This is a genomic window from Luteimonas aestuarii, from assembly GCF_004357985.1.
Lineage (GTDB): Bacteria > Pseudomonadota > Gammaproteobacteria > Xanthomonadales > Xanthomonadaceae > Luteimonas > Luteimonas aestuarii.
Window position 1 is genome coordinate 1 of record NZ_SMTF01000002.1, and the last position, 19,058, is coordinate 19,058.

Genomic DNA, 19,058 nt, shown 5'->3' on the forward strand with positions numbered 1-19,058 from the left:
TGTCCGTCGCAGGCCCAGGCGATGTCGCCATCGCGGCCGTGCCGCACCGGGGCTTGGGTACGCCAGACCTCGAACGGCGCCGCGCCATGGGGTTGCAGCGGCACACGCAGGTAGCGCGGGTCGTCGTGGCGGGGCGCGTGGTTGCCGAAACCCAGGACCGCCAGCACGTCGGGGGCGGCCAGCAATGCATCGGGGGTGCCTGCCTGCACATAGTCGACGTGCAGGCGGGGCGGCGCCTGCGGCGGCAGTGGCGCGGGCCGGCTCACGGATTGCCCTCGTGCAGGGTGTCGCCGGCGAAGGCCTCGCGGACCTGCCGGCGGCGTCGCAGCCAGCCGCGGAGTGCGGCGGGGGCGATGGCGATGGCATTGATCGCGTAGATCGCGCGGAAGGCATGCAGGCGCCAGCGCACCGCGCGGTTGTCGAACACGTCGCCGGCCAGCATCGAGATCACTGCCTGTTCGATCTGCCAGTCGTTGCGCGGCGCCGAGAAGATGCGCTGCATCACCGGCGTGGTGAAGCGATGGATGAACCACGAAAAATGCTTCAGGCCGCGGCGCAGGCGCTTGTCCATCGCGCGCTGCAGGGCGGCTTCGCGCGCGGGCTGGCGCAGTGCGCCGTCGACCACGTCGGCCGCGTGCTCGGCGCTGTTCATGCCCAGGTACACGCCGGACGAGAACACCGGGTCGATGAAGGCGAAGGCATCGCCCGCCATCACCCAGCCCGGCCCGGCCATGCGCGTGCACTGGTACGAGTAGTTGCCGGTGGCGTGCACCGGGGCGATCCGTTCCGCGTGCTGCATCCGTTCGCGCACCGTGTCGGTGCGCAGCAGGGTCTGCATCAGGAAGGCTTCGTTGTCGCCGCGGCGCTGCTTCAGGTACTCGGGCAGGCAGACCGCGCCCACGCTCATCACGTCGTCGCGCAACGGGATCAGCCAGTACCAGCCATGCTCGAACCGGTCCACGGTGATGTTGCCGGCGTCGTCGCCCTCGCGACGGGTCACGCCGCGGAAGTGGCTGAAGATCGCCGCCGACTGGTGCAGCGCGCTCTTGCGCTTGAGCTTGAGCTTGTTGCCAAGGAAGGTGTCGCGGCCGCTGGCATCGACCAGGTAGCGGGTGCGCAGCGACAGCGCGTTGCCGTCGGCATCGCGGGCATGCACCAGCGAGGGCCGCCCGTCTGCGTCGGACTCGACCTGCTCCACCTTGACCCGCTCGCGCGCATCCACGCCGTTGGCGCGGGCATGCTCGAACAGCAACTGGTCGAACTCGGAACGGCGCACCTGGAAGGCATGGTCGAACTTCGGCGACAGGGCGCGGTCGAAGCGGAACACGTGGGTGGTGCCGTCCTCGGGCGTGCCGGGCATGTGCACCGGGAAGTCGGCGCCTGCCTTGTGCACGCCGATCGCGCGCACCTGCTCCAGCACGCCCAGGCGCTCGAGGATCGGCAGGTTCATCGGCAGCAGCGATTCGCCGATGTGGAAGCGCGGGTGTGCGTCCTTCTCCAGCAGCACCACGCGCCAGCCCTTCCGCGCGAGCAGCGTGGCGGCGGTGGTGCCGGCCGGGCCGCCGCCGATGACCACCACGTCCGCGTCCTGCGACATGACTTCCGGATGCACTGCAGCGGTGGCGTTGGCGGTGGCGGCGGGGTGCATCCGTTCGGTCGGGTGGCGTGGTGGCGCGCATCATAGCGGAAGCACCGCCCGCGGCCGATGCCGACGCGGTGCTTGCGCCGCGGTCGCCGATGCCGGAAGGTGGCGCCCTGCCAACATCCGGGAATCCCCATTCATGTCCGCACAAACCGATGCCGAGCGCGCGCTCGCCGAACTCCTGGTCGACAGCCTGAACCTGGAGGACGTGCAGCCGGGCGACATCGATCCCGAAGCCCCGCTGTTCAACGCCGGCCTGGGCCTGGATTCGATCGACGCGCTGGAACTGGCGCTGGCGATCAGCAAGCAATACGGCTTCCAGCTGCGCTCCGACAACGACGAGAACCGGCGCATCTTCGCGTCGCTGCGCGCGCTGTCGGCGCACGTCGAACAGCATCGCACCACCTGACCCCGCTTGGTCTTCCTGCTGCAACTGCTGCTTGCGCTGGGCTATACCGTCCTGGCGCACCTGGCCAGCGCGTGGCAGCAGCCGGGCTATGCGCTGGCCGCGATGCTGGCGCTGGCGGTGTTGCTGTGGGCCGAACCGCTGCATGCGCGTCGTGGCTGGGCCTGGCTGAGCCTGCCGTTGGCGCTGGCGGCGTGCTGGCTGCTGTACCGGCAGGGCTACGCGATGCTGCCGCTGCTGCTGGTGCCGGTGGCCTTCGTGCTGCTGGTGGCCTGGGTGTTCGGGCGCAGCCTGCGGCCCGGGCGGATACCGCTGATCACCCGGATCATGGTGGCGGTGGAGGGCAAGCCGCTGGACGCGGTGGAGCCGGTGCTGCTGCGCTACACCCGCGGACTGACCGCGGCATGGACGTCGGTGCTGGTAGTGCTGGCGTCGCTGAACCTGCTGCTTGCGCTGATCGCCAGCCCGGGAGGACTGCTGGCGATGCTGGGGGTGGATGCACCCTTCACGGTCACGCCGGAGCAGTGGTCGCTGGCGGCCAACCTGCTCAACTGGGGGTTGGTGGGTGGCTTTTTCCTGGGCGAGTATCTGGTCCGGGCACGCAGGTTCCCGGGGCGCTATCGCAGCTTCGCGGATTTCCTGCGCAAGCTGGCGGGGCTGGGGCCTGTGTTCTGGCGGGACGTGCTGCGCTGAGGCGCGGCGTCAGTGGCTTGTCCGGGCGACGGGCGGGAACGGGACGGGTAGGAAACAGGAACGGTATCCTTAGTCGTTATGGCCGACATCATGCAAAACCCGGGTGTTTCGCACGTTCCGGCGGGCGCGTTGCGCACCGCGTTCAACGCCCTGCGACTGGGACTGGGCATGCTGTGGACGGCGGCCTGCATCTCGCTGGCGCTGCTGGTGCACGTGCTGAGCCTCGGCCGCACGGACTGGGCGCTGCGGATGGCGTCATGGCTGTGGGCACCCGGCCTGCTGCTCGAGGCCGGTGCCACCTGGACCGTGGAAGGCCGCGAGCGCGTCGACTGGTCGCGCAACTACCTGGTGGTCGCCAACCACCAGTCGATCTTCGACATCTGCGCCCTGTTCATCGCGCTGCCGGTGCCGGTGCGCTTCCTGTTGAAGCAGGAGATGAAACGCGTGCCGTTCGTGAACTGGTATGCGCAGGCCACCGGCATGCTGTTCGTCGCGCGCGAGGACCGGCGCGCAGGTCCGGCAATGCGCCGCGATGCCGCCGAGCTGCTGGGCAAGGGCCGCAACCTGCTGCTGTTCCCGGAAGGCACCCGTACCCGAACCGGGGCATTGGGCAGCTTCAAGAGCGGGTCGTTCCAGTCGGCGGTCGACGCCGGCGTGGACGTGCTGCCGGTGGCGGTGATGGGGACCGGTGCGATCTGGCCGGTCGCGGGTTTCCGGCATGTGCGTGGCGGACCGGTACGTGTGCGCATCGGGACGCCGATCCCGGTGCGTGACGCCGCGGGTGCGCCGCTGCCGCGGCAACAGCTGGCGCGGCAGGCCCAGGACAGCGTGCAGGCGATGCTGGACGCGGCGGCATGACCACGGTGCAGGGCGCTTTCAGCATCGGCGCGGACCATCCCTGCCTGCCCGGGCACTTCCCCGGCAATCCGCTGGTGCCGGGCGTGGTGATCCTGGATCGTGTGGTCGCGGTGCTGGAAGCGCACCACGGGACGCTGGGGCGGTTGCGCTTCCCCCAGGTGAAATTCGTGCAGCCGTTGCGTCCCGGCGAAGCCGCGCGGGTGACGCTGGAACCGCTGCCGGGCGACTCGCCACGCTGGCGTTTCCGCGTGGAGCGCGATGCCACCCTGCTGGCCAGCGGCGACGTCGCCGCCGACGCGATGGTCGCCGCATGAGCAGCGAATGGAAGCAGCGCCGCGAAGGCGGCAGCCCCTTGGCGATGCGCCTGCTGCGGGCACTGAGCTGCCGGCTGGGGCGCGGCCCCGCGCGCCTGCTGCTCTATCCCATCGTGCTGTACTTCCTGCTGCGTCGCGGCGCCGAGCGGCAGGACTCGCGCGCCTACCTCAATCGCGTACTCGGACGGCCCGCCACGCTGCGCGACGTGGCGCGCCACATCCACACCTTCGCCTCGACCATCCTCGATCGCGTGTTCCTGCTGCGCGAGGACATCCGCGGCTTCGATGTACGCACCGAAGGACTGGGCACCCTGAACCGTCATCTGGATGCGGGGCGCGGCGTGTTGCTGTTCGGCTCGCACCTGGGCAGTTTCGAGGCCTTGCGCGTACTGTCGCGACAGCGCCCGGAATGCAAGATCCGCGTGCTGCTCGACCGCAGCCACAGCCGCGCGGTGACCGAGATGCTGGATGCGCTGAATCCGGAGATCGCCGCCTCGGTGATCGATGCCGGGCAGGACGGCCCGTCGATCGCGCTCGCCATCGGCGAGGCGCTGTCGCAGGGCGCGATGGTGGCCCTGCTGGTCGACCGCAGCCATGCCGGCAGCGCGGTCGAGTACGTTCCGTTCCTCGGTGAGCCCGCGGCATTCCCCACGGCCCCCTGGCTGCTCGCGGCCGTGCTGAAGGTACCGGTGATGCTGACCTTCGGGCTGTACCGCGGCGGCAATCGCTACGACCTGGTGTTCGAACCGTTCAGCGAAGGCATCGAGCTGCCGCGCGGGAAGCGGCGCGAGGGCGTGGTCGCGCTCATCCGCCGTTACGCGGCGCGGCTGGAACATCATGCGCGCAGCGCTCCCTACAACTGGTTCAATTTCTATGACTTCTGGAAACGCGACGATGCGGTGGCCACGACTGGCCATGGCCTGCCTGCTGCCGATGCTGCTGGCCATGCCGGCATTGACGGCGTCCGCCGCACTGCAGGCTGACGGCACCGTGCGCGCCGGCGCAGCATCCGCCGGCACGGTCGATGCCGACTGGATCCTGCGCCGCCTGCAGCGTCCGCCGCCGGTCAGCACGCCGTTCGTCGAACTGCGCGGCTCGGCGACGCTGAAGCAGCCGCTGCAGCTGTCGGGCACCTACCGTCGCCCCGATGCCAATACGCTGGTGCGCGAGGTAAGCGCGCCCTATGCGGAAACCACCACCATCCGCAATGGCGAGGCGACCATTGCCCGCGAGGGCCGCACGCCGCGCCGGTTCTCGCTGGCGCGCGTACCGGAACTTGCCGCGCTGCAGGGCGGCTTCGGTGCGCTGCTGTCCGGCGACCGCGCGGCGATCCAGTCGCAGTACACGCTGGAAGCCGTCGGCGCGCCCGGCAGCTGGATGCTGGTGATGCGCCCGCGCGATGCGCGTGCGGCGAGCCGGCTGGATTCGATCGTGCTGCGCGGCCGCGATGACGAACTGCACTGCATCGAATCGCGCCCGGTGCAAGGCGATCCGCAGCCGACCCTGCTGGGTCCGGTCGCGGCGCGCACGCCGACGCTGGATTCGCTCGACGCCGCACTGCGGCTGTGCCGCGAACCGTCGCGTTGAATCCGGGCGGTTTCCTCGACACGCTGCAGCAGCGCCCCGGCCTGCGGCTGGCGCTTGCGTTGGCCTGGCTGGTGCTGCTGCTGGCCGCCGGCTGGTGGACCAGCACGCGGCTCGAGTTCAGTGGTGACCTGCGCCGGTTCCTGCCCGACCCGCGCACGCCGGAACAGCGCCTGCTGGTCGATGAGCTCGGCGATGGTCCCGGCTCGCGCTTGCTGCTGGTGGCGCTGTCGGGCGACGTACCGGAAACCTTGGCGGCGCAATCGCAGGTGCTGCATGACGCGCTGGCCGCCGACCCGCGCTACAGCGTGGTCGCCAATGGCGGCGACGCGGGGCTCGATGCGTTCCCGGAACACCTGCTGCCCTATCGCTACCTGCTGACGTCGTCGTTCGACGACGCGCCGCTGGATGCGGACACGCTGCGCGATGCGCTCGATGCGCGCTTGCAGGACCTCGGCTCGCCGGCGGCGGCCCTGGTCGAACCGTTGTTGCCGTCCGATCCCACGCTGGAAACGCTGGCACTGGCCGATGCCTGGGCGCCGAACGCAGCGCCCGAGCGCCTGCACGGCGTGTGGTTCGACCGCGCGGGCGAACAGGCGCTGCTGCTGGTGGAAACCCATGCCGCCGGGTTCGACCCGACGGGGCAGGTGGAGGCGGTGGAGGGCATCGAGGCGCTGTTCGACGCTGCGCGTGGCGACAGTGCCAGCACGCTGGAGATGACCGGACCGGGCGCGTTCTCGGTCGAGATCGGCGGGCGCACGCAGCGCGAGGCGCAACGCATCGGCCTGGCCGACACGATTGGCCTGATCCTGCTGCTGTGGTTCGCCTACCGCAGCTGGAAGCAGCCGCTGCTGGGCGTGCTGCCGCTGGCAAGCGCCGGCATCGCCGGGTTGACAGCGGTCGCACTGCTGTTCCCGGGCGGCGTGCACGGCATCACCATCGCGTTCGGCTTCACCCTGATCGGCGTGGTGCAGGACTACCCGATCCATTTCTTCAGCCACCAGCGCGCCGGACTGTCGCCCTGGCGCAACGTGCGCGCGCTGTGGCCGGCGCTGTCGACGGGCGTGGTCTCGACGTGCATCGCCTACGCCACTTTCCTGTTCTCCGGCGTGGATGGCCTGCGCCAGCTGGCGGTGTTCACCATCGCCGCGCTGGCGGTGGCGGCCTTGGCGACGCGGTTGCTGCTGCCGGCGATCGTCGATCCGTCGCCACCCGATCTGGCGCACTCGCCGCGGTTGCAGCGGCTATGGCATCGCATCGAAGCGCTGCCGCGACCGAAGTGGTCGCTGGCGCTGCTGGCGCTGCTGGCACTGGCCGCGATCGTGTTCAGCCCCGGCCCGTTCTGGCAGAACGACCTGTCGAAGCTGACGCCGGTGCCGGCCGATGCGCTGGCGCGCGACGCGCAGCTGCGCGAGGAACTCGGCGCGCCCGACGTGCGCTACGTGCTGGTCGCGGAAGGTGGTGGCGCCGACGGTGTGCTGCAGGCCACCGCGGCGCTGCGCCCGGCGCTCGATGCGCTGGTGGCGCGGGGCGCGTTGGATGGTTACGACATGGCGGCGCGCTACCTGCCGGCCGCCGAGGTGCAGCGGGCGCGGCAGGCGGCCCTGCCCGAAGCGCCTGCGCTGCAGGCGATGCTGGATGACCTGCTGGCCGACTCACCGTTCCGCGCCGATGCGTTCGCGCCGTTCGTCGAGGACGTGGCCGCGGCGAAATCCGCGCCGCTGCTGCAGCGTTCCGACTTCGACGGCACACCGCTGGCGACGGCGTTGTCCGGACTGCTGCTGGAACGCGATGGGCGCGCGACCGCACTGGTGTCGCTGAGTGGGCTGGACGATCCGGACGACGTCGCGGCATTGGCGGGCGAAGGCGACGGCGTCGCGCTGCGCCTGCTGGATATGAAGGAGGCGTCGGAGTCGCTGGTCGCCGAATACCGTGGCCGCGTGCTCGCCGCGATGGCGGTCGCACTCGTGCTGCTGGTGGCGACGGTGTGGCTGTCGCTGCGTGCCGCGTCGCGCGCGTGGCGGGTGCTGATGCCGACGCTGCTGACGTTGCTGATCATCGTCGCGGTGCTGCGATTGTGCGGGGTCGAGCTGACCCTGTTCCACCTGGTGTCGCTGATCCTCGCCGCGGGCCTGGGGCTCGATTACGCGCTGTTCTTCGAACACGCCGGCGACAGTCGCGACGAGCAGGTGCGCACGCTGCACGCGGTGCTGGTGTGCAGCCTGATGACGCTGCTGGTGTTCAGCCTGCTGGCGCTGTCGTCGATCCCGGTGCTGCGCGCCATCGGCGTGACGGTGACGCTGGGCGTGGCCTGCAACTTCGTGCTGTCGCTGCTGGTGGCGCGGCATCGCGCGGCGATCGTGGCGGCGCGCGCGGACGAGGGGATGGCGACATGACGATCGACCGCGCTGCGATCCTGGCGATGGTGCCGCACCAGGGTGCGATGTGCCTCTGGGAGGAGGTGCTCGACTGGAGCGATACGCAGGTGCGCCTGCGTGGCGCCAGCCATCGTGATCCTGCCAATCCGCTGCGCAGCGATGGTGTGCTGCGCGCGCTGCACCTGTGCGAATACGGTGCACAGGCGATGGCCGTGCATGGCGGCTTGCGTGCACGCGCGTCCGGCGGTGCGGTGCGGCCGGGGATGCTGGTGGCGCTGCGCGGGGTCGTGCTGCACGTGGCGCGGATCGATGATCTGGCAGGCGACCTGGTGTGCGAGGCCGAGGTGCTGGCGGAGGGTGGGGACAGCCAGCAGTATGGGTTCCGGATCAGCTGCGATGGGGTGTTGCTGGCGGAGGGGCGGGCGGCGGTGATGTTGGGCTGATACGTTTCTCGCCAGGTCGTTCGGGTGAGGCGTTGTTTCGCAGGGAGTGCGGCTGATGCGCCAAGCGCTTCCCTATCCGCCGAGATTAATGTTTGCTCATGTCATCCTCGCGAAGGCGGGGGCGGGGGCGGGGGCGGGTTGCTTGCGAGCCCTAGGCTCGCGCCCGGTCAAACGACTGGGCGCAATGCGCGAGTGCTGGGGGTTCGATGATCCATGCAAACTGTCCTTCGGTCATGACGCGACACGCTCGATTGGATTGAACTGTACTCCAGAGCATTTCGCCCGCAGGCGGGCGAGTTCATTTCTTTTTGCGGGCCCAAAAAGAAACGAACCAAAGAAAAAGGGCCTTCCCCGACAGAGCTAACCGAGCATGTTGGACTCGACGGGATTTTTCGACAGGACATCCCTGTCCCGTCGAAAAACGGCGGGCGTCCTGCCCGCCGCCCTCCGGGTCTGGATGATGTCCTTGATTCCGGACAAAAAGCTGGTGCTCGCTGAGCAATCCGGCGCATACAATCCGGTCATGGACAAGGCAATCAAACGCGCTCTCGTGACGGGCGGTAGTGGTGATATTGGCGGGGCGATCTGCCGGCGGCTGGCGGCGCAGGGGCTGCATGTGGTCGTGCATGCCAACGGCAACCGGGCGCGGGCCGAGGCGGTGGTGGGCGACATCGTTGCGGCGGGCGGCAGTGCCGAGGGGGTGGCGTTCGATGTCGCCGATGCCGAGGCGACGGGTTCCGCCATCGCGGCACTGCTCGAAGGCGGGCCGATCCAGGTCATCGTGAACAACGCCGGCATCCACGACGATGCACCGATGGCGGGCATGTCGGCCACGCAGTGGAAACGCGTGGTCGACGTGTCGCTGCATGGATTCTTCCACGTCACCCAGCCGCTGCTGCTGCCGATGGCGCGCAAGCGCTGGGGGCGCATCGTCAGCGTGTCGTCGGTGGTGGCGGTATTGGGCAACCGCGGGCAGGCGAACTACGCCGCGGCCAAGGCCGCGCTGCATGGCGCGACGAAATCGCTGGCGCGGGAGATGGCGTCGCGTGGCATCACCGCCAACGTGGTCGCCCCGGGCGTGATCGCCGGCAGCATGGCGTCGGACGCGTTTCCCGAGGAGATGGTGCGCCAGGTCGTACCCGCGGCGCGCGCCGGCACGCCGGACGAAGTGGCCGCGCTGGTCGCGTTCCTGTGTTCCGATGAGGCCGGTTACATCAACGGCCAGGTGATCGGCATCAATGGCGGGATGGGCTGACCCACCCAGCATCCGGATGCGCTGAACCCCGTGGGGAAGCGGGATGCGCAAGTTCCGCCGGGAGGCTTGCCTGGCTGCACCCAGCCCGGAACATGTGCGTGGATGGGATTCGCGATTGCGCAGGTCCGCTGTCGCCGCGGGTCGCGGCCCGATATCCGCTTGGTTGCGGCGGCACCGGACCTGCGCTGGATCCATCGCGGGCAGCCACGGAAAGAGGGCACCTGCCGCCGGTGTTCCCGCGGTGCAATCCGACACCCTTTCGGGATGCCGTTAGTTGGTGTTCCGCCTCCTCGCGTGGCGGCCGGTGCAGAGCGATTGCCGCGAGGACGCTTCCGTCAGGCCGCGTCCGCGTACCAGACCGCATGCAGGGACGCCGGGGCAGGGGAATCGCCAGACAGGAGCGCACCCAGTCCCTGGTCGTCGATGTCCGGGTGGCGCCTGCGCGCGTGCTGCAGCACTTCCGCCGCCAGCCAGCGCATGCGGTCGACATTGGCGGCGATGCGCGCGGCGAAGCCGTCGTCGTCGAGCGTGTCGTGCAGGGCGCGGTTCATGTCGTGGAACCAGTCGATGCGGAACTGGTCCAGCAGGCGCGCCGCGGGGCCGTCGTGGCCTTCGTTGCGGCGCCCCCACTCCCGCAGCATCGGCTGCATCGCGAGGTTGAGCGCGCGCGCCGCCTCGAACGCGGGACGCAGCCGGCCCAGCATCGCCACGTCGGTCATGCGTCCGGCGAAGAACAGCGGCGACAGCAGCGACCAGTAATACGTGTAGTCCCAGATCACCTTGACCGGCATCACCTGCGCATCGCCGAACAACGCGTACTGGTCCTGGTAGAGCGTCAGCGTGTTTTCGTAGAACGAAAAGAACAGCTGCTGGTAGAGCGACGCGTACGGAGCGAACGCGGCGCCCGCCGCGTCTTTCGCGACCAGGTCGCAGATGTAGGTATTGGCGATGGCGATGAAATCCGTGCCCGGCGAATAGAACGGATCGAGGAACACGCCGGATTCGCCGGTGAGCGCCCAGCGGCGCTCCGAGAACACCTGCTTGCAGCCGTGCGAGAAGTGGCGCAGGAACAGGAAATCCTGCAGCGTGTGCTGGCTGCGGTCGAGGCTGGCGGCGACCTGCGGCTGGTGCCGGCGCAGCCAGTCCATCGCCTTGTCGTGGGTGTTCATCGTTTCCAGCGGATGCATCTTCGCGTCGCAGACGATGCCCAGCGAGTGCGCGCCGGACGACAGCGGGATCAGCCAGAACCAGTAGCCGGGCCCGCACATGTGGTTGGTCGAACGCCAGCGGTCGGGCGGGGTGCAGCGCTGCAGCCACTGCGCGTCCTCGGACCACGCGTTGGGATCGACGATGCCGTCCACGCGCCACCAGGCGGCATTGGCGTCGTGGGCGTTCGGCTGGGCGAGGTCGAGCTTGCGCTTGAGCAGCCCTGCCCGGCCGCTGGCATCCACCAGCCAGCGACAGGCGATTTGTCGCGTCTCGCCTTCGTGTTCGTAGGTGACGCCGTGGTCGCCCTCGCCGTCGTCGAGATCAAGCGTGCGTACCACGGCGCCGTCGTTGAACGCGATGCCGGCGGCGCGGGCGCGTTCGCCGAGGAAGTTCTCGAAGCGGCCGCGGTCGATCTGCCAGGATGGCGTCGGCAGGATCTGGCTCACGCCCAGCTCGGTGCAGCGGTCGACGCGATCGCTGCCTTCCGAGAAGAAGAAGCGGAAGCCGAACTTGCGGATCTGCTCGCTGTCGAGATGCTCGCGCAGCCCCAGCACGTTGGCCAGGTAGTGCGCACCGATCTCGACCGTCGACTCGCCCACTTTGTGGGCGGCTTCGCGCACCGGATGCGTGTGCCGTTCCAGCACCGTGATGGACAGGTCCGGCGATTGCTGCCGCAGTTGCAGCGCGAGCGTCAGGCCCGCCAGCCCGCCGCCGAGGATGGCGACATCGACGCGTCGTGCGCCAGCGGGCGAGTGTTGCGATATCGAAGCCATCAACGTGCCTCCTGCAGGGCGGAGGACGACATGATCGCGCCTGCGCCGGGGTCATGGATGACCGGGGGATGACGCCGCGCCTCGCGATAGGCGCGCAGCACCTGGCCGCGCGCGACCACCTGCGCCACCACGTGGGTGGTAATGCGCTGCAGGTCGCGGAACAGGCGGAAATGGCTCTTGCGGAACTGCTCGCTGCCGCCGCAGGTGGCGTAACGCGTTTCCACCGGGACCGACACCACGCCGAAGCCCAGCCCGCGCGCGGCCGAGATCAGGATCTGCGCCTCGAACACGAAGCCTTCGCCGGGCACGTCCTGCAATGCCAGCACCGGTGCCGGATACAGCCGCTGCCCGCTCTGGCTGTCCACCAGCCGGAAGCCGCAGGCCCAGGCCAGGCCCCAATCGCCGAAGTCGTTGCCGATGCGCCGGTACCAGGGCTGGGTGGAGCGCTTCTTCAGTCGCGCGCCGTTGACGATGTTGCCAGGATGCGCGTTGGCCGCGGCGATCATGCGCGGGATGTCGTCGGCGTGGTGCTGGCCGTCGCCATCCATCGTGACCACGGCGGCCATGCCTTGGCGCAAGGCCTCGGCGAAGCCGTCGCGCAAAGCTTGCCCCTTGCCCATGCGCGCCCCGTGGCGCAGCAGGGTGACCGGCAGCGCGGCGACGATGGCGGCGGTGTCGTCATCGGAGCCGTCGTCCACCACGATCACGCGGTCGCACTGCGCAAGCGCACCTTCGACCACCTCGCGGATGCGCAGCGCTTCGTTCAGCGCCGGGATCACCACCGCCACGTTGCCGCGATACAGGCGCGTCTGCTCAGCCATGCGCGAACTCCACGGCCAGCACGCGGCCGCCGCTGGCGTCCAGCGCCACGCGGGGCGCTGCATTCGCAAGCGCATCGAACAGCGGGAGCATCGGTGCCATGGCGTTGCGCGGCGCATGGCGCGACAGCGCGCCTTCGCCTCCGCTGGCCGTGTCGTCCTGCAGCGTGATCGAAAGGCCGGGGCCATCGCCCTCGCGCACCAGCACCAGGGCTGCGCCGAGCAGGCCTTCGCTCTGCGTCATCGTGCCCAGCAGGCCGACGGCAGTGGTGTCGTAGGCGGCGAGGAGCACGGCCTTTTCGCCGCCTGCGAGCTGCAGCAGCGCTTCCAGCAGGCCCTGCGCGAAGGTCGCGCCATGCGCACTGATCGCCGTGGCCGCGCGCGTGCAGCCGGCACCAATGGTCCAGTAGCCCGCGGCGGCGTTGTGCACGGAGTTGTGGAACTTCGTCGGCGAGATGTCGGTCGGCGATTCCGCGAGCGTGGCGCACATGTAGTCGGTGATGCCGAGGTCGCCATGCGTCGATGCGAATACGGATGGCAGTGACGCGGGATCGACGCCGGCGTCCTGGCACGCGGCCAGCGCAACCTCCAGCGCAACGGCCACCGAGGGCGGCGCACGCCGACGCTCGTTGGGGGCCAGCAACTGCGGCGAAGGCTTCGCCGGCGCATCGACCGGCAGGCCACCGCCGCGGGCGAATGCGCGGGCGGCCGGCCAGTCGGGAAGCCCGTTCGCCCAGAAGCCGATGCCGGCGATGCGCGCCTGCAGGGCACTCATGCCGCCACCGCCTTGCCGAACACCAGCGAGCAGTTGTTGCCGCCGAAGCCGAACGAGTTGTTCATGGCGAACGCGATGTCGCGCGCGGCGTTGTCGAAACGGATCTGCGGGCCGCAGGCCGGATCGGGCGTCTCGCTGCCGAGGGTGCCTGGCAGCACGCCGCGTTCCAGTGCAAGCAGGGCGACCACAGATTCGACGATGCCCGCCGCGCCCAGCGTGTGCCCGGTCCAGCCCTTGGTGGAGCTGGCATGCAGCGTGTCCGGGAACAGCGCGGCGACGGCGCGCGCCTCGACCGCATCGTTCGCGGGCGTGGACGTGCCGTGCAGGTTGAGGTAGCCGACGCTCGCGGCATCGATGCCCGCACGTGCCAGCGCATCGCCCATCGCCAGCATGGCGCCAAGGCCTTCGGGATGTGGTGCCGACATGTGGTGCGCGTCGCTGGATTCGCCGTAGCCGCGCAACTGCAAACCGGTGTCGCCGTCGCGGGCGCGTTCCAGCAGCGCGAAGCCACCGGCCTCGCCCAGCGACAGGCCATCGCGCGTGGCATCGAACGGGCGACAGCGCGCGCGCGAGACCAGGCCCAGGGCATTGAAGCCGAACAGCACGCTGCCGCACAGCGTGTCCACGCCGCCGACCAGCACCGCATCGGCCACGCCCGCCTGCAGCATGCGCGCGCCTTGCGCAAACACCTTCGCACTCGACGAGCACGCCGTGGCCACGGTGATGCACGGCCCGCGCACGCCGGTGGCGTGCTGCACGAAATCGCCCAGCGAATGCGGCGTATGCACGATGGGGCGGGCAAGGTCGTCGGGGAAGCGCGCACTGCCATCGGCATCCGCGACGGCGCGTGCATAGCCTTCCTCGCTGGCGCCGATGCTCGAGGTGGACGTGCCGATGACCGCCGCGACGCGCGTGGCGCCGTGGCGCTCGATCGCGGCCTGCACCGCCGCCGCCATGCCGTCCTGCTGCAGCGCCAGCCACGCGAGCCGGTTGTTGCGGCATTCCCAACCGGCGAGTGCATCGGGCAGGGGGGCGTCTTCCACGCCATCCACGCGTCCGATCCAGGTGGGCAGCGGCGCATCGCCGAAGTCGTTGGCGCGCAACCCGCCCCGACGGGCGTGCAATGCGTCCGCCTGCGCCGCCTGCCCGCGTCCCAGCGCAGTCGTGGCGGTGTACGCGCGGATGGCGACGGCAGGCATCGGCGGGGGATGTGTCGCAGGCACTCGGAACGTCCGTTTCGATGAGCCAGCGAGTATAGCCAGCGGCCGGTGACGGTAGACTGCCGCCCACTCCACGGGACCGCTGCGATGGCCCGCACCCGACTGGCGCACCGGTTCAGCTTGCTGTCCGACCGCGACGTGCTGCATTCGCTTGCGGTCACCGGGCTGGCCTGCATCGCCAGCGTGGGGCTGGTCTATGCCGCCTATCTGCTGCATGTGGTGCGGACCGCAAGGAACGCACCGGTGGTGCCTGCGCACGGACGTCGCGTGCTGCTGTTCGGCAAGCATGCGCCGCAGGGGCGGCTGGACACTGACTTCGAGGCGCGGGTGGCGCGAGCGGCCGCGCTCTGGCGGGCACGTCCGCCCGAGGCCATCCTGCTGCTGGGCGGTGGTGCGGAAGGCACCCTGTCCGAGGCGGCGATCGCGCGCGAGGCCCTGTTTGCCCGCGGCTTGCCCCCGGATGCGCCGCTGGTGATCGAAGACCGGTCGCGCGACACCCTCCAGAACCTGCGCAACGCGCGCACCCTGCTGCAGGCGGGGGATTCCACGGATGCGGCGGGCTGCGTCACCCTGCTCAGCAGCCGGTACCACCTGGCCCGTTGTGCTCTGTTCGCCCGTGGCCTGGGCCTGCGCTGGGAGTTGTGCGCGGCCGAGCCGGCGTTGTCCTGGCGACCCATGACGGCATGGCGCCTGGCGGGCGAGGCGGCCTATGTCTGCTGGGTCGACATCGGCACCCGCTGGGCGCGGCTGATCCGGCACCAACGCATGCTGGCGAAGGTTGGCTGAAGCGCGATAACGTACATCCCGTCGCGGGCCAGCGGGCAAGGGGGATGGGATGGCGTCCAAGGCACCGAAGACCAGGCCGGAAACACGGGATGCCGGGGCCTTCATCGACGGCATCGACAATCCGCAGCGCCGCGAGGACGCGCGCACCCTGCTGGCGATGATGCGCGCGGCGACCGGCTGCGAACCGGTGATGTGGGGTGCGAGCATCGTCGGCTTCGACCGCTATCGCTACCGGTATGAAAGCGGCCGGGAGGGCGACTGGCCGATCGTCGGGTTCTCGCCGCGCAAGCAGGCGCTTGTCCTGTACGTCATGCCGGGTTTCGATGGCTATGACGACTTGCTGGCCAGGCTGGGCAGGTTCACCCACGGCAAGTCCTGCCTGTACGTGAAGCGCTTGTCGGACGTGGATCCGGTGGTCCTGGATGCGCTGGTCCGGGCCTCGGTGGCCGACATGCGCCGGCGGTATCCGCCTGCATCCGGCTGACGCGCCGTTCATGCAGTCGGGCGGATGATGCAGGGGTCGACAGGGAGGATCACGTCATGCATCCCAACCGTTTTTCACGCTTCCTCTGGCTGGCCGGCGCCCTGCTGGTGCTGGCCGGCTGCGCCAGCTCGCATACGCTGACCGGCAATCCGCGGCCGGCGATCGATCCGGCTGAAGTCCGGCTCTACTTCGGACCGCCCGCGGGCGGATACGAGGAAATCGCGCGGCTCAACGTGTCCAGCGGCGCGTTCACCTATGGCGAGCAGAACAAGGCCAACGCCATCGAAGCCCGGCTGCGTCGCGAGGCGGCCCGGCTGGGCGCGAACGGCGTGCTGTTCCAGGGCACGGCCGATGGCTATGGCAACAGCGGCGTCAGCGTCGGCGGTGGCGTGGGCCGGGGCGGCGGCCGGAGTTTTTCCAGCGTTGGCGTGGGCGTGAACATCTCGCCCACGCAGAAGTACGCCAACGGCATCGCCATCCATGTGCCGAACCCGCCGCCATTGCAGGCGCCGCCTCCGCAGGAGTAAGCGGCGTTGTGATCCACGGACACGGCGGCGCGATGCCGCCGTGTCCGCATGTGGCTCAGCGCACCAGGCAGCGCTGGAAGAAGCCCTCGGCCAGCCGGTAGCGGTGCAGCGCATCGCTGCCGCGCAGGCCGTGCTTGGCGCCGGGATAGGTCATCAGCTCGAACGGCGTGCCGCGGCGCTGCAGGTCGGCCATCAGTTCGGTCGAATGCGTGAACAGCACGTTGTCGTCGGCCATGCCGTGCACCAGCAGCAGCGAACCCGGGCGGATGCCTTCGGCATGCGTGAGCACGCGTGCCTCGCGGTAGCCGTCGGGGTTGGCGTCGGGCAGGTCCATGTAGCGTTCGGTGTAGTGCGTGTCGTACAGCGCCCAGTCGGTGACCGGCGCGCCGGCCACGCCGCAGGCGTAGTCTTCGGGCGCTTTGGCCAGCAGCATCAATGCCATGTAGCCGCCGTTCGACCAGCCGTGCACGCCGATGCGTTCGCCATCGACCCAGGGCTGTGCGCGCAGCCACTCCACGCCCTTGCGCTGGTCGTCCACTTCCACCGTGCCCTGCCAGCCGTACAGCGAACCCCCGAAGTCGCGGCCACGGCGCGGCGTGCCGCGGTTGTCCAGCGAGAACACCACGTAGCCGCGTTGCGCGAGGTACTGGTTGAACAGTGCGTCGGCGCGGCCGGGCCAGGCGTCCAGCACCGTCTGCGCCGCCGGGCCGCCGTAAACGAACACGACGACCGGATAGCGCTTGGACGGGTCGAAACCGGCCGGCTTGACCAGGCTGTAGTGCAGGGGCGTGCTGCCGTCGGCCGCGGTCAGCGTGCCGAACTCGGTCGGCAGGTGCGCGGCGCGGTAGGGCGCGTAGGGATGATCGGGCTGGTCGAGGTCGTTGGGCAGCAGCGTCGCCATCTTCGTGCCGTCGGCGCGGAACAGTTCGATCTGCGGCGGCGTGGTGGTGTTGGACCAGTTGTCGACGTACACGCTGGCATTGCCGGCGAAGGTGGCGTTGTGGATGCCGTCGGTCGTGCTGAGCCGCACGATGTCGCCACCGGCCAGCGGCACGGCATACACGTCGCGCTGCGTCGGCGATTCGCGCCCGGCGCTGAAGTACACCAGTCCCTTGTCCTGGTCGACCGCCAGCACTGCATCCACCGGCCATTCGCCGCGGGTGAGCTGGGTCACCTGTGCGCCATCCTCGGAACCGACATACAGGTGCTCGCAGCCGTCGCGTTCCGACGACCACAGGAAGCGGCCATCGCGCAGGAAGCGCAGGCTGTTGTGCAGCGGCACCCAGGTGCTCGACGTTTCGGAGGCCAGCGTGCGCTGCGCGCCGGTGGCGAGGGTAGTCTCGACCAGTTCCAGCAGGCGCTGGTTGCGCGACTGGCGCTGGAAGGTCAGGCGTTGCGGGTCGCGCCAGTCGACGCGGGCGAGGTAGATGTCGGGGTTGTCGCCGAGGTCGATCCACGACGTGGGCGCGCCGGCCCGCGGCGCGATCACGCCCAGCTGGATCAGCACGTTGGCATCGCCCGCGGCGGGGTAGCGCTGCTCCACCATCTCGGTGCGGTCTGCGTACATCTCGTAGCGGCGCGCCAGCGGCACCGGCGATTCGTCGATGCGCGCGTAGGCGATGGCGGAATCGTCCGGTGCCCACCAGTAGCCGGTGTGGCGGTCCATTTCCTCGTCGGCGACGAACTCGGCCACGCCATTGCCGATCGTGTCGCTGCCGTCGTGCGTCAGCTGGATCTCATCGCCGCTGGCCAGGTCGATGACCCACAGGTTGCGGGCACGCACGAAGCTGACGTAGCCGCCCTTCGGCGAGAGTTTCGGGTCGGTGGCGAAGCCGCCGCCGTCGGTCAGTTTGCGCACGGCGCCGTTGCCGGTCTGCGACAGGTCGTACAGGTACAGTTCGCCGCCCAGCGGGAACAGCAGCCGCTGCGAATCGGGCGCCCACTGGTAATCGACGATGCCGGACAGCCCGGCGATGCGCTGGCGTTCTCGCCGCGCCTTCTCCTCGTCGCTCAAGGTTTCCTCGCCGGGCAGTACCACGCGCGAATCCACCAGCATCCGCGTCTGGCCGCTGTCGACGTGGTACTCCCACAGGTCCAGCTGGTTGCGATTGGCGTCCTTGCCGCGCAGGAAAGTGACGCGCGAGCCGTCCGGCGCGACCTGCGGCCGCATCAGCGTCGGTCCGCTGAGCGGCGCGTCGCCGGTGATGGCTTCAAGCGTCAGCCGGCCATCGCTGGCATGGGCCGGAACGGCAAAGGCGGCGGTCAGGGCGGCGGCGCAGAGCAGTCGGTGCATTGGGTTGATCGCGACGGGACGGGATTGGCGACAAGTCTAGCCGCCCCGGCGTCACCGGATGGCCTGCGCAGGATGTCGTCGCTACGCGAGCGTGTGCGGCCGCAGACGGGCTTGGCATACTGCGCTGATGCTTCATGGACACGGACATTCCATCGCTGCGGCGGTCATTTCATTGGTCTTGCCGTTCGCTTCAGCGGCGAGCGAGCCGCCGCGCTACCCACCCGGTTCCGACGTGCCGGCGACGGGCAGTGCGTTCATCCTGCCGCACGCACCGCAGGCGCGGATGATCGATGGCACCACGACCTGTGAGCTCATCGCCGGCCTGCGGGCGCGCAACGGCGACGTGCTGGCCGGGGGCGTGCACCTGTTCCGATGGGGGCAGGACGAGCCGTTCATGCACGTGGCGACGCGCGAGGATGGACTGCTGGTCGCGCACTTCGAGGCACGGCCCAACGAAACCGTCATCGGTGCGGCCTACCACTGGCACCCACGCAGCAGGCGCCCGATGTGGATGCCGAGGCAGCGCACGACGTGCAGGGCAGGCCGGGTACAGGCGGGCGCGCTGGAGCCCGCGACGTAGTCGGCGTTTTAGGCAACACT

Annotated in this window: 19 protein-coding genes and 1 pseudogene; 13 read left to right on the forward strand and 7 right to left on the reverse strand. The window is 69.8% G+C overall.

The features are described from left to right. Positions 1-266, reverse strand: a pseudogene (locus E2F46_RS02500) (chorismate transformation enzyme, FkbO/Hyg5 family); the annotation flags it as partial. Then, positions 263-1,597 carry an NAD(P)/FAD-dependent oxidoreductase gene (locus E2F46_RS02505; protein WP_165967348.1) on the reverse strand — a complete coding sequence of 445 codons (1,335 nt, stop codon included), beginning with the start codon at positions 1,595-1,597 and terminating at the stop codon, positions 263-265. The pseudogene E2F46_RS02500 and the gene E2F46_RS02505, both read right to left, overlap by 4 nt. Before the next feature lie 184 nt (positions 1,598-1,781). Here E2F46_RS02505 and E2F46_RS02510 point away from each other — a divergent pair, with 184 nt between their 5' ends. The 9 genes from E2F46_RS02510 to fabG all read left to right on the forward strand — a co-directional run bounded on the left by E2F46_RS02510 (position 1,782) and on the right by fabG (position 9,573). Next, on the forward strand, positions 1,782-2,051 hold the full coding sequence (locus E2F46_RS02510) for a phosphopantetheine-binding protein (protein WP_133320608.1): 270 nt from the start codon (positions 1,782-1,784) through the stop codon (positions 2,049-2,051). Positions 2,052-2,057: 6 nt separating this feature from the next. Continuing rightward, complete coding sequence (locus tag E2F46_RS02515; protein WP_243720276.1) at positions 2,058-2,741, forward strand: COG4648 family protein; 684 nt, start codon at positions 2,058-2,060, stop codon at positions 2,739-2,741. Between the two features lie 90 nt (positions 2,742-2,831). Next, the gene (locus tag E2F46_RS02520; RefSeq protein WP_133320942.1) at positions 2,832-3,599 is read left to right on the forward strand and encodes a lysophospholipid acyltransferase family protein; all 768 of its coding nucleotides are present in this window, start codon (positions 2,832-2,834) and stop codon (positions 3,597-3,599) included. Continuing rightward, positions 3,596-3,913, forward strand: coding sequence for an ApeI family dehydratase (locus E2F46_RS02525; RefSeq protein ID WP_133320609.1), 318 nt, complete (start codon positions 3,596-3,598; stop codon positions 3,911-3,913). Before E2F46_RS02520 ends, E2F46_RS02525 begins: the two co-directional genes overlap by 4 nt. After that, a complete protein-coding gene (locus tag E2F46_RS02530) occupies positions 3,910-4,896 on the forward strand; it encodes a lysophospholipid acyltransferase family protein (RefSeq protein WP_133320610.1) in 987 nt (328 codons plus the stop codon). Before E2F46_RS02525 ends, E2F46_RS02530 begins: the two co-directional genes overlap by 4 nt. After that, positions 4,829-5,500: a LolA-related protein gene (locus tag E2F46_RS02535; RefSeq protein ID WP_133320611.1), complete on the forward strand. Its 672-nt coding sequence runs from the start codon at positions 4,829-4,831 to the stop codon at positions 5,498-5,500. Before E2F46_RS02530 ends, E2F46_RS02535 begins: the two co-directional genes overlap by 68 nt. Before the next feature lie 23 nt (positions 5,501-5,523). Then, positions 5,524-7,893 (forward strand): MMPL family transporter, encoded by a 2,370-nt coding sequence (locus E2F46_RS02540; protein WP_243720303.1) that lies wholly within the window; start codon positions 5,524-5,526, stop codon positions 7,891-7,893. After that, positions 7,890-8,318 (forward strand): hotdog family protein, encoded by a 429-nt coding sequence (locus tag E2F46_RS02545; protein WP_133320612.1) that lies wholly within the window; start codon positions 7,890-7,892, stop codon positions 8,316-8,318. Before E2F46_RS02540 ends, E2F46_RS02545 begins: the two co-directional genes overlap by 4 nt. Before the next feature lie 523 nt (positions 8,319-8,841). Next, positions 8,842-9,573 (forward strand): 3-oxoacyl-ACP reductase FabG, encoded by a 732-nt coding sequence (gene fabG, locus E2F46_RS02550; RefSeq protein ID WP_133320613.1) that lies wholly within the window; start codon positions 8,842-8,844, stop codon positions 9,571-9,573. Between the two features lie 335 nt (positions 9,574-9,908). On the opposite strand, the gene E2F46_RS02555 is transcribed toward fabG, so the two are convergent. From E2F46_RS02555 to E2F46_RS02570, 4 genes are read right to left on the reverse strand one after another with little or no spacing between them, the layout of a single operon-like run. Then, complete coding sequence (locus tag E2F46_RS02555) at positions 9,909-11,555, reverse strand: NAD(P)/FAD-dependent oxidoreductase (protein ID WP_133320614.1); 1,647 nt, start codon at positions 11,553-11,555, stop codon at positions 9,909-9,911. Beyond that, a complete protein-coding gene (locus E2F46_RS02560) occupies positions 11,555-12,376 on the reverse strand; it encodes a glycosyltransferase family 2 protein (protein ID WP_133320615.1) in 822 nt (273 codons plus the stop codon). The genes E2F46_RS02555 and E2F46_RS02560 overlap by 1 nt, the downstream gene beginning before the upstream one ends. Then, on the reverse strand, positions 12,369-13,148 hold the full coding sequence (locus tag E2F46_RS02565; protein WP_133320616.1) for a beta-ketoacyl synthase chain length factor: 780 nt from the start codon (positions 13,146-13,148) through the stop codon (positions 12,369-12,371). The genes E2F46_RS02560 and E2F46_RS02565 overlap by 8 nt, the downstream gene beginning before the upstream one ends. Beyond that, on the reverse strand, positions 13,145-14,347 hold the full coding sequence (locus E2F46_RS02570; protein WP_133320617.1) for a beta-ketoacyl-[acyl-carrier-protein] synthase family protein: 1,203 nt from the start codon (positions 14,345-14,347) through the stop codon (positions 13,145-13,147). Before E2F46_RS02570 ends, E2F46_RS02565 begins: the two co-directional genes overlap by 4 nt. A gap of 108 nt (positions 14,348-14,455) precedes the next feature. Between E2F46_RS02570 and E2F46_RS02575 the strand changes: the two genes are divergently transcribed. From E2F46_RS02575 to E2F46_RS02585, 3 genes are read left to right on the forward strand one after another with little or no spacing between them, the layout of a single operon-like run. Next, entirely contained in the window at positions 14,456-15,154 is a 699-nt protein-coding gene (locus E2F46_RS02575) for a YdcF family protein (RefSeq protein WP_133320618.1), read from the forward strand. 49 nt (positions 15,155-15,203) lie between these two features. Continuing rightward, complete coding sequence (locus E2F46_RS02580) at positions 15,204-15,638, forward strand: DUF1801 domain-containing protein (RefSeq protein ID WP_133320619.1); 435 nt, start codon at positions 15,204-15,206, stop codon at positions 15,636-15,638. Positions 15,639-15,694: 56 nt separating this feature from the next. Beyond that, on the forward strand, positions 15,695-16,165 hold the full coding sequence (locus E2F46_RS02585) for a hypothetical protein (protein WP_133320620.1): 471 nt from the start codon (positions 15,695-15,697) through the stop codon (positions 16,163-16,165). Between the two features lie 55 nt (positions 16,166-16,220). On the opposite strand, the gene E2F46_RS02590 is transcribed toward E2F46_RS02585, so the two are convergent. After that, complete coding sequence (locus tag E2F46_RS02590; protein WP_133320621.1) at positions 16,221-18,458, reverse strand: S9 family peptidase; 2,238 nt, start codon at positions 18,456-18,458, stop codon at positions 16,221-16,223. Between the two features lie 127 nt (positions 18,459-18,585). Here E2F46_RS02590 and E2F46_RS02595 point away from each other — a divergent pair, with 127 nt between their 5' ends. Further along, the gene (locus E2F46_RS02595; RefSeq protein ID WP_133320622.1) at positions 18,586-19,038 is read left to right on the forward strand and encodes a hypothetical protein; all 453 of its coding nucleotides are present in this window, start codon (positions 18,586-18,588) and stop codon (positions 19,036-19,038) included. Positions 19,039-19,058: the final 20 nt, after the last annotated feature.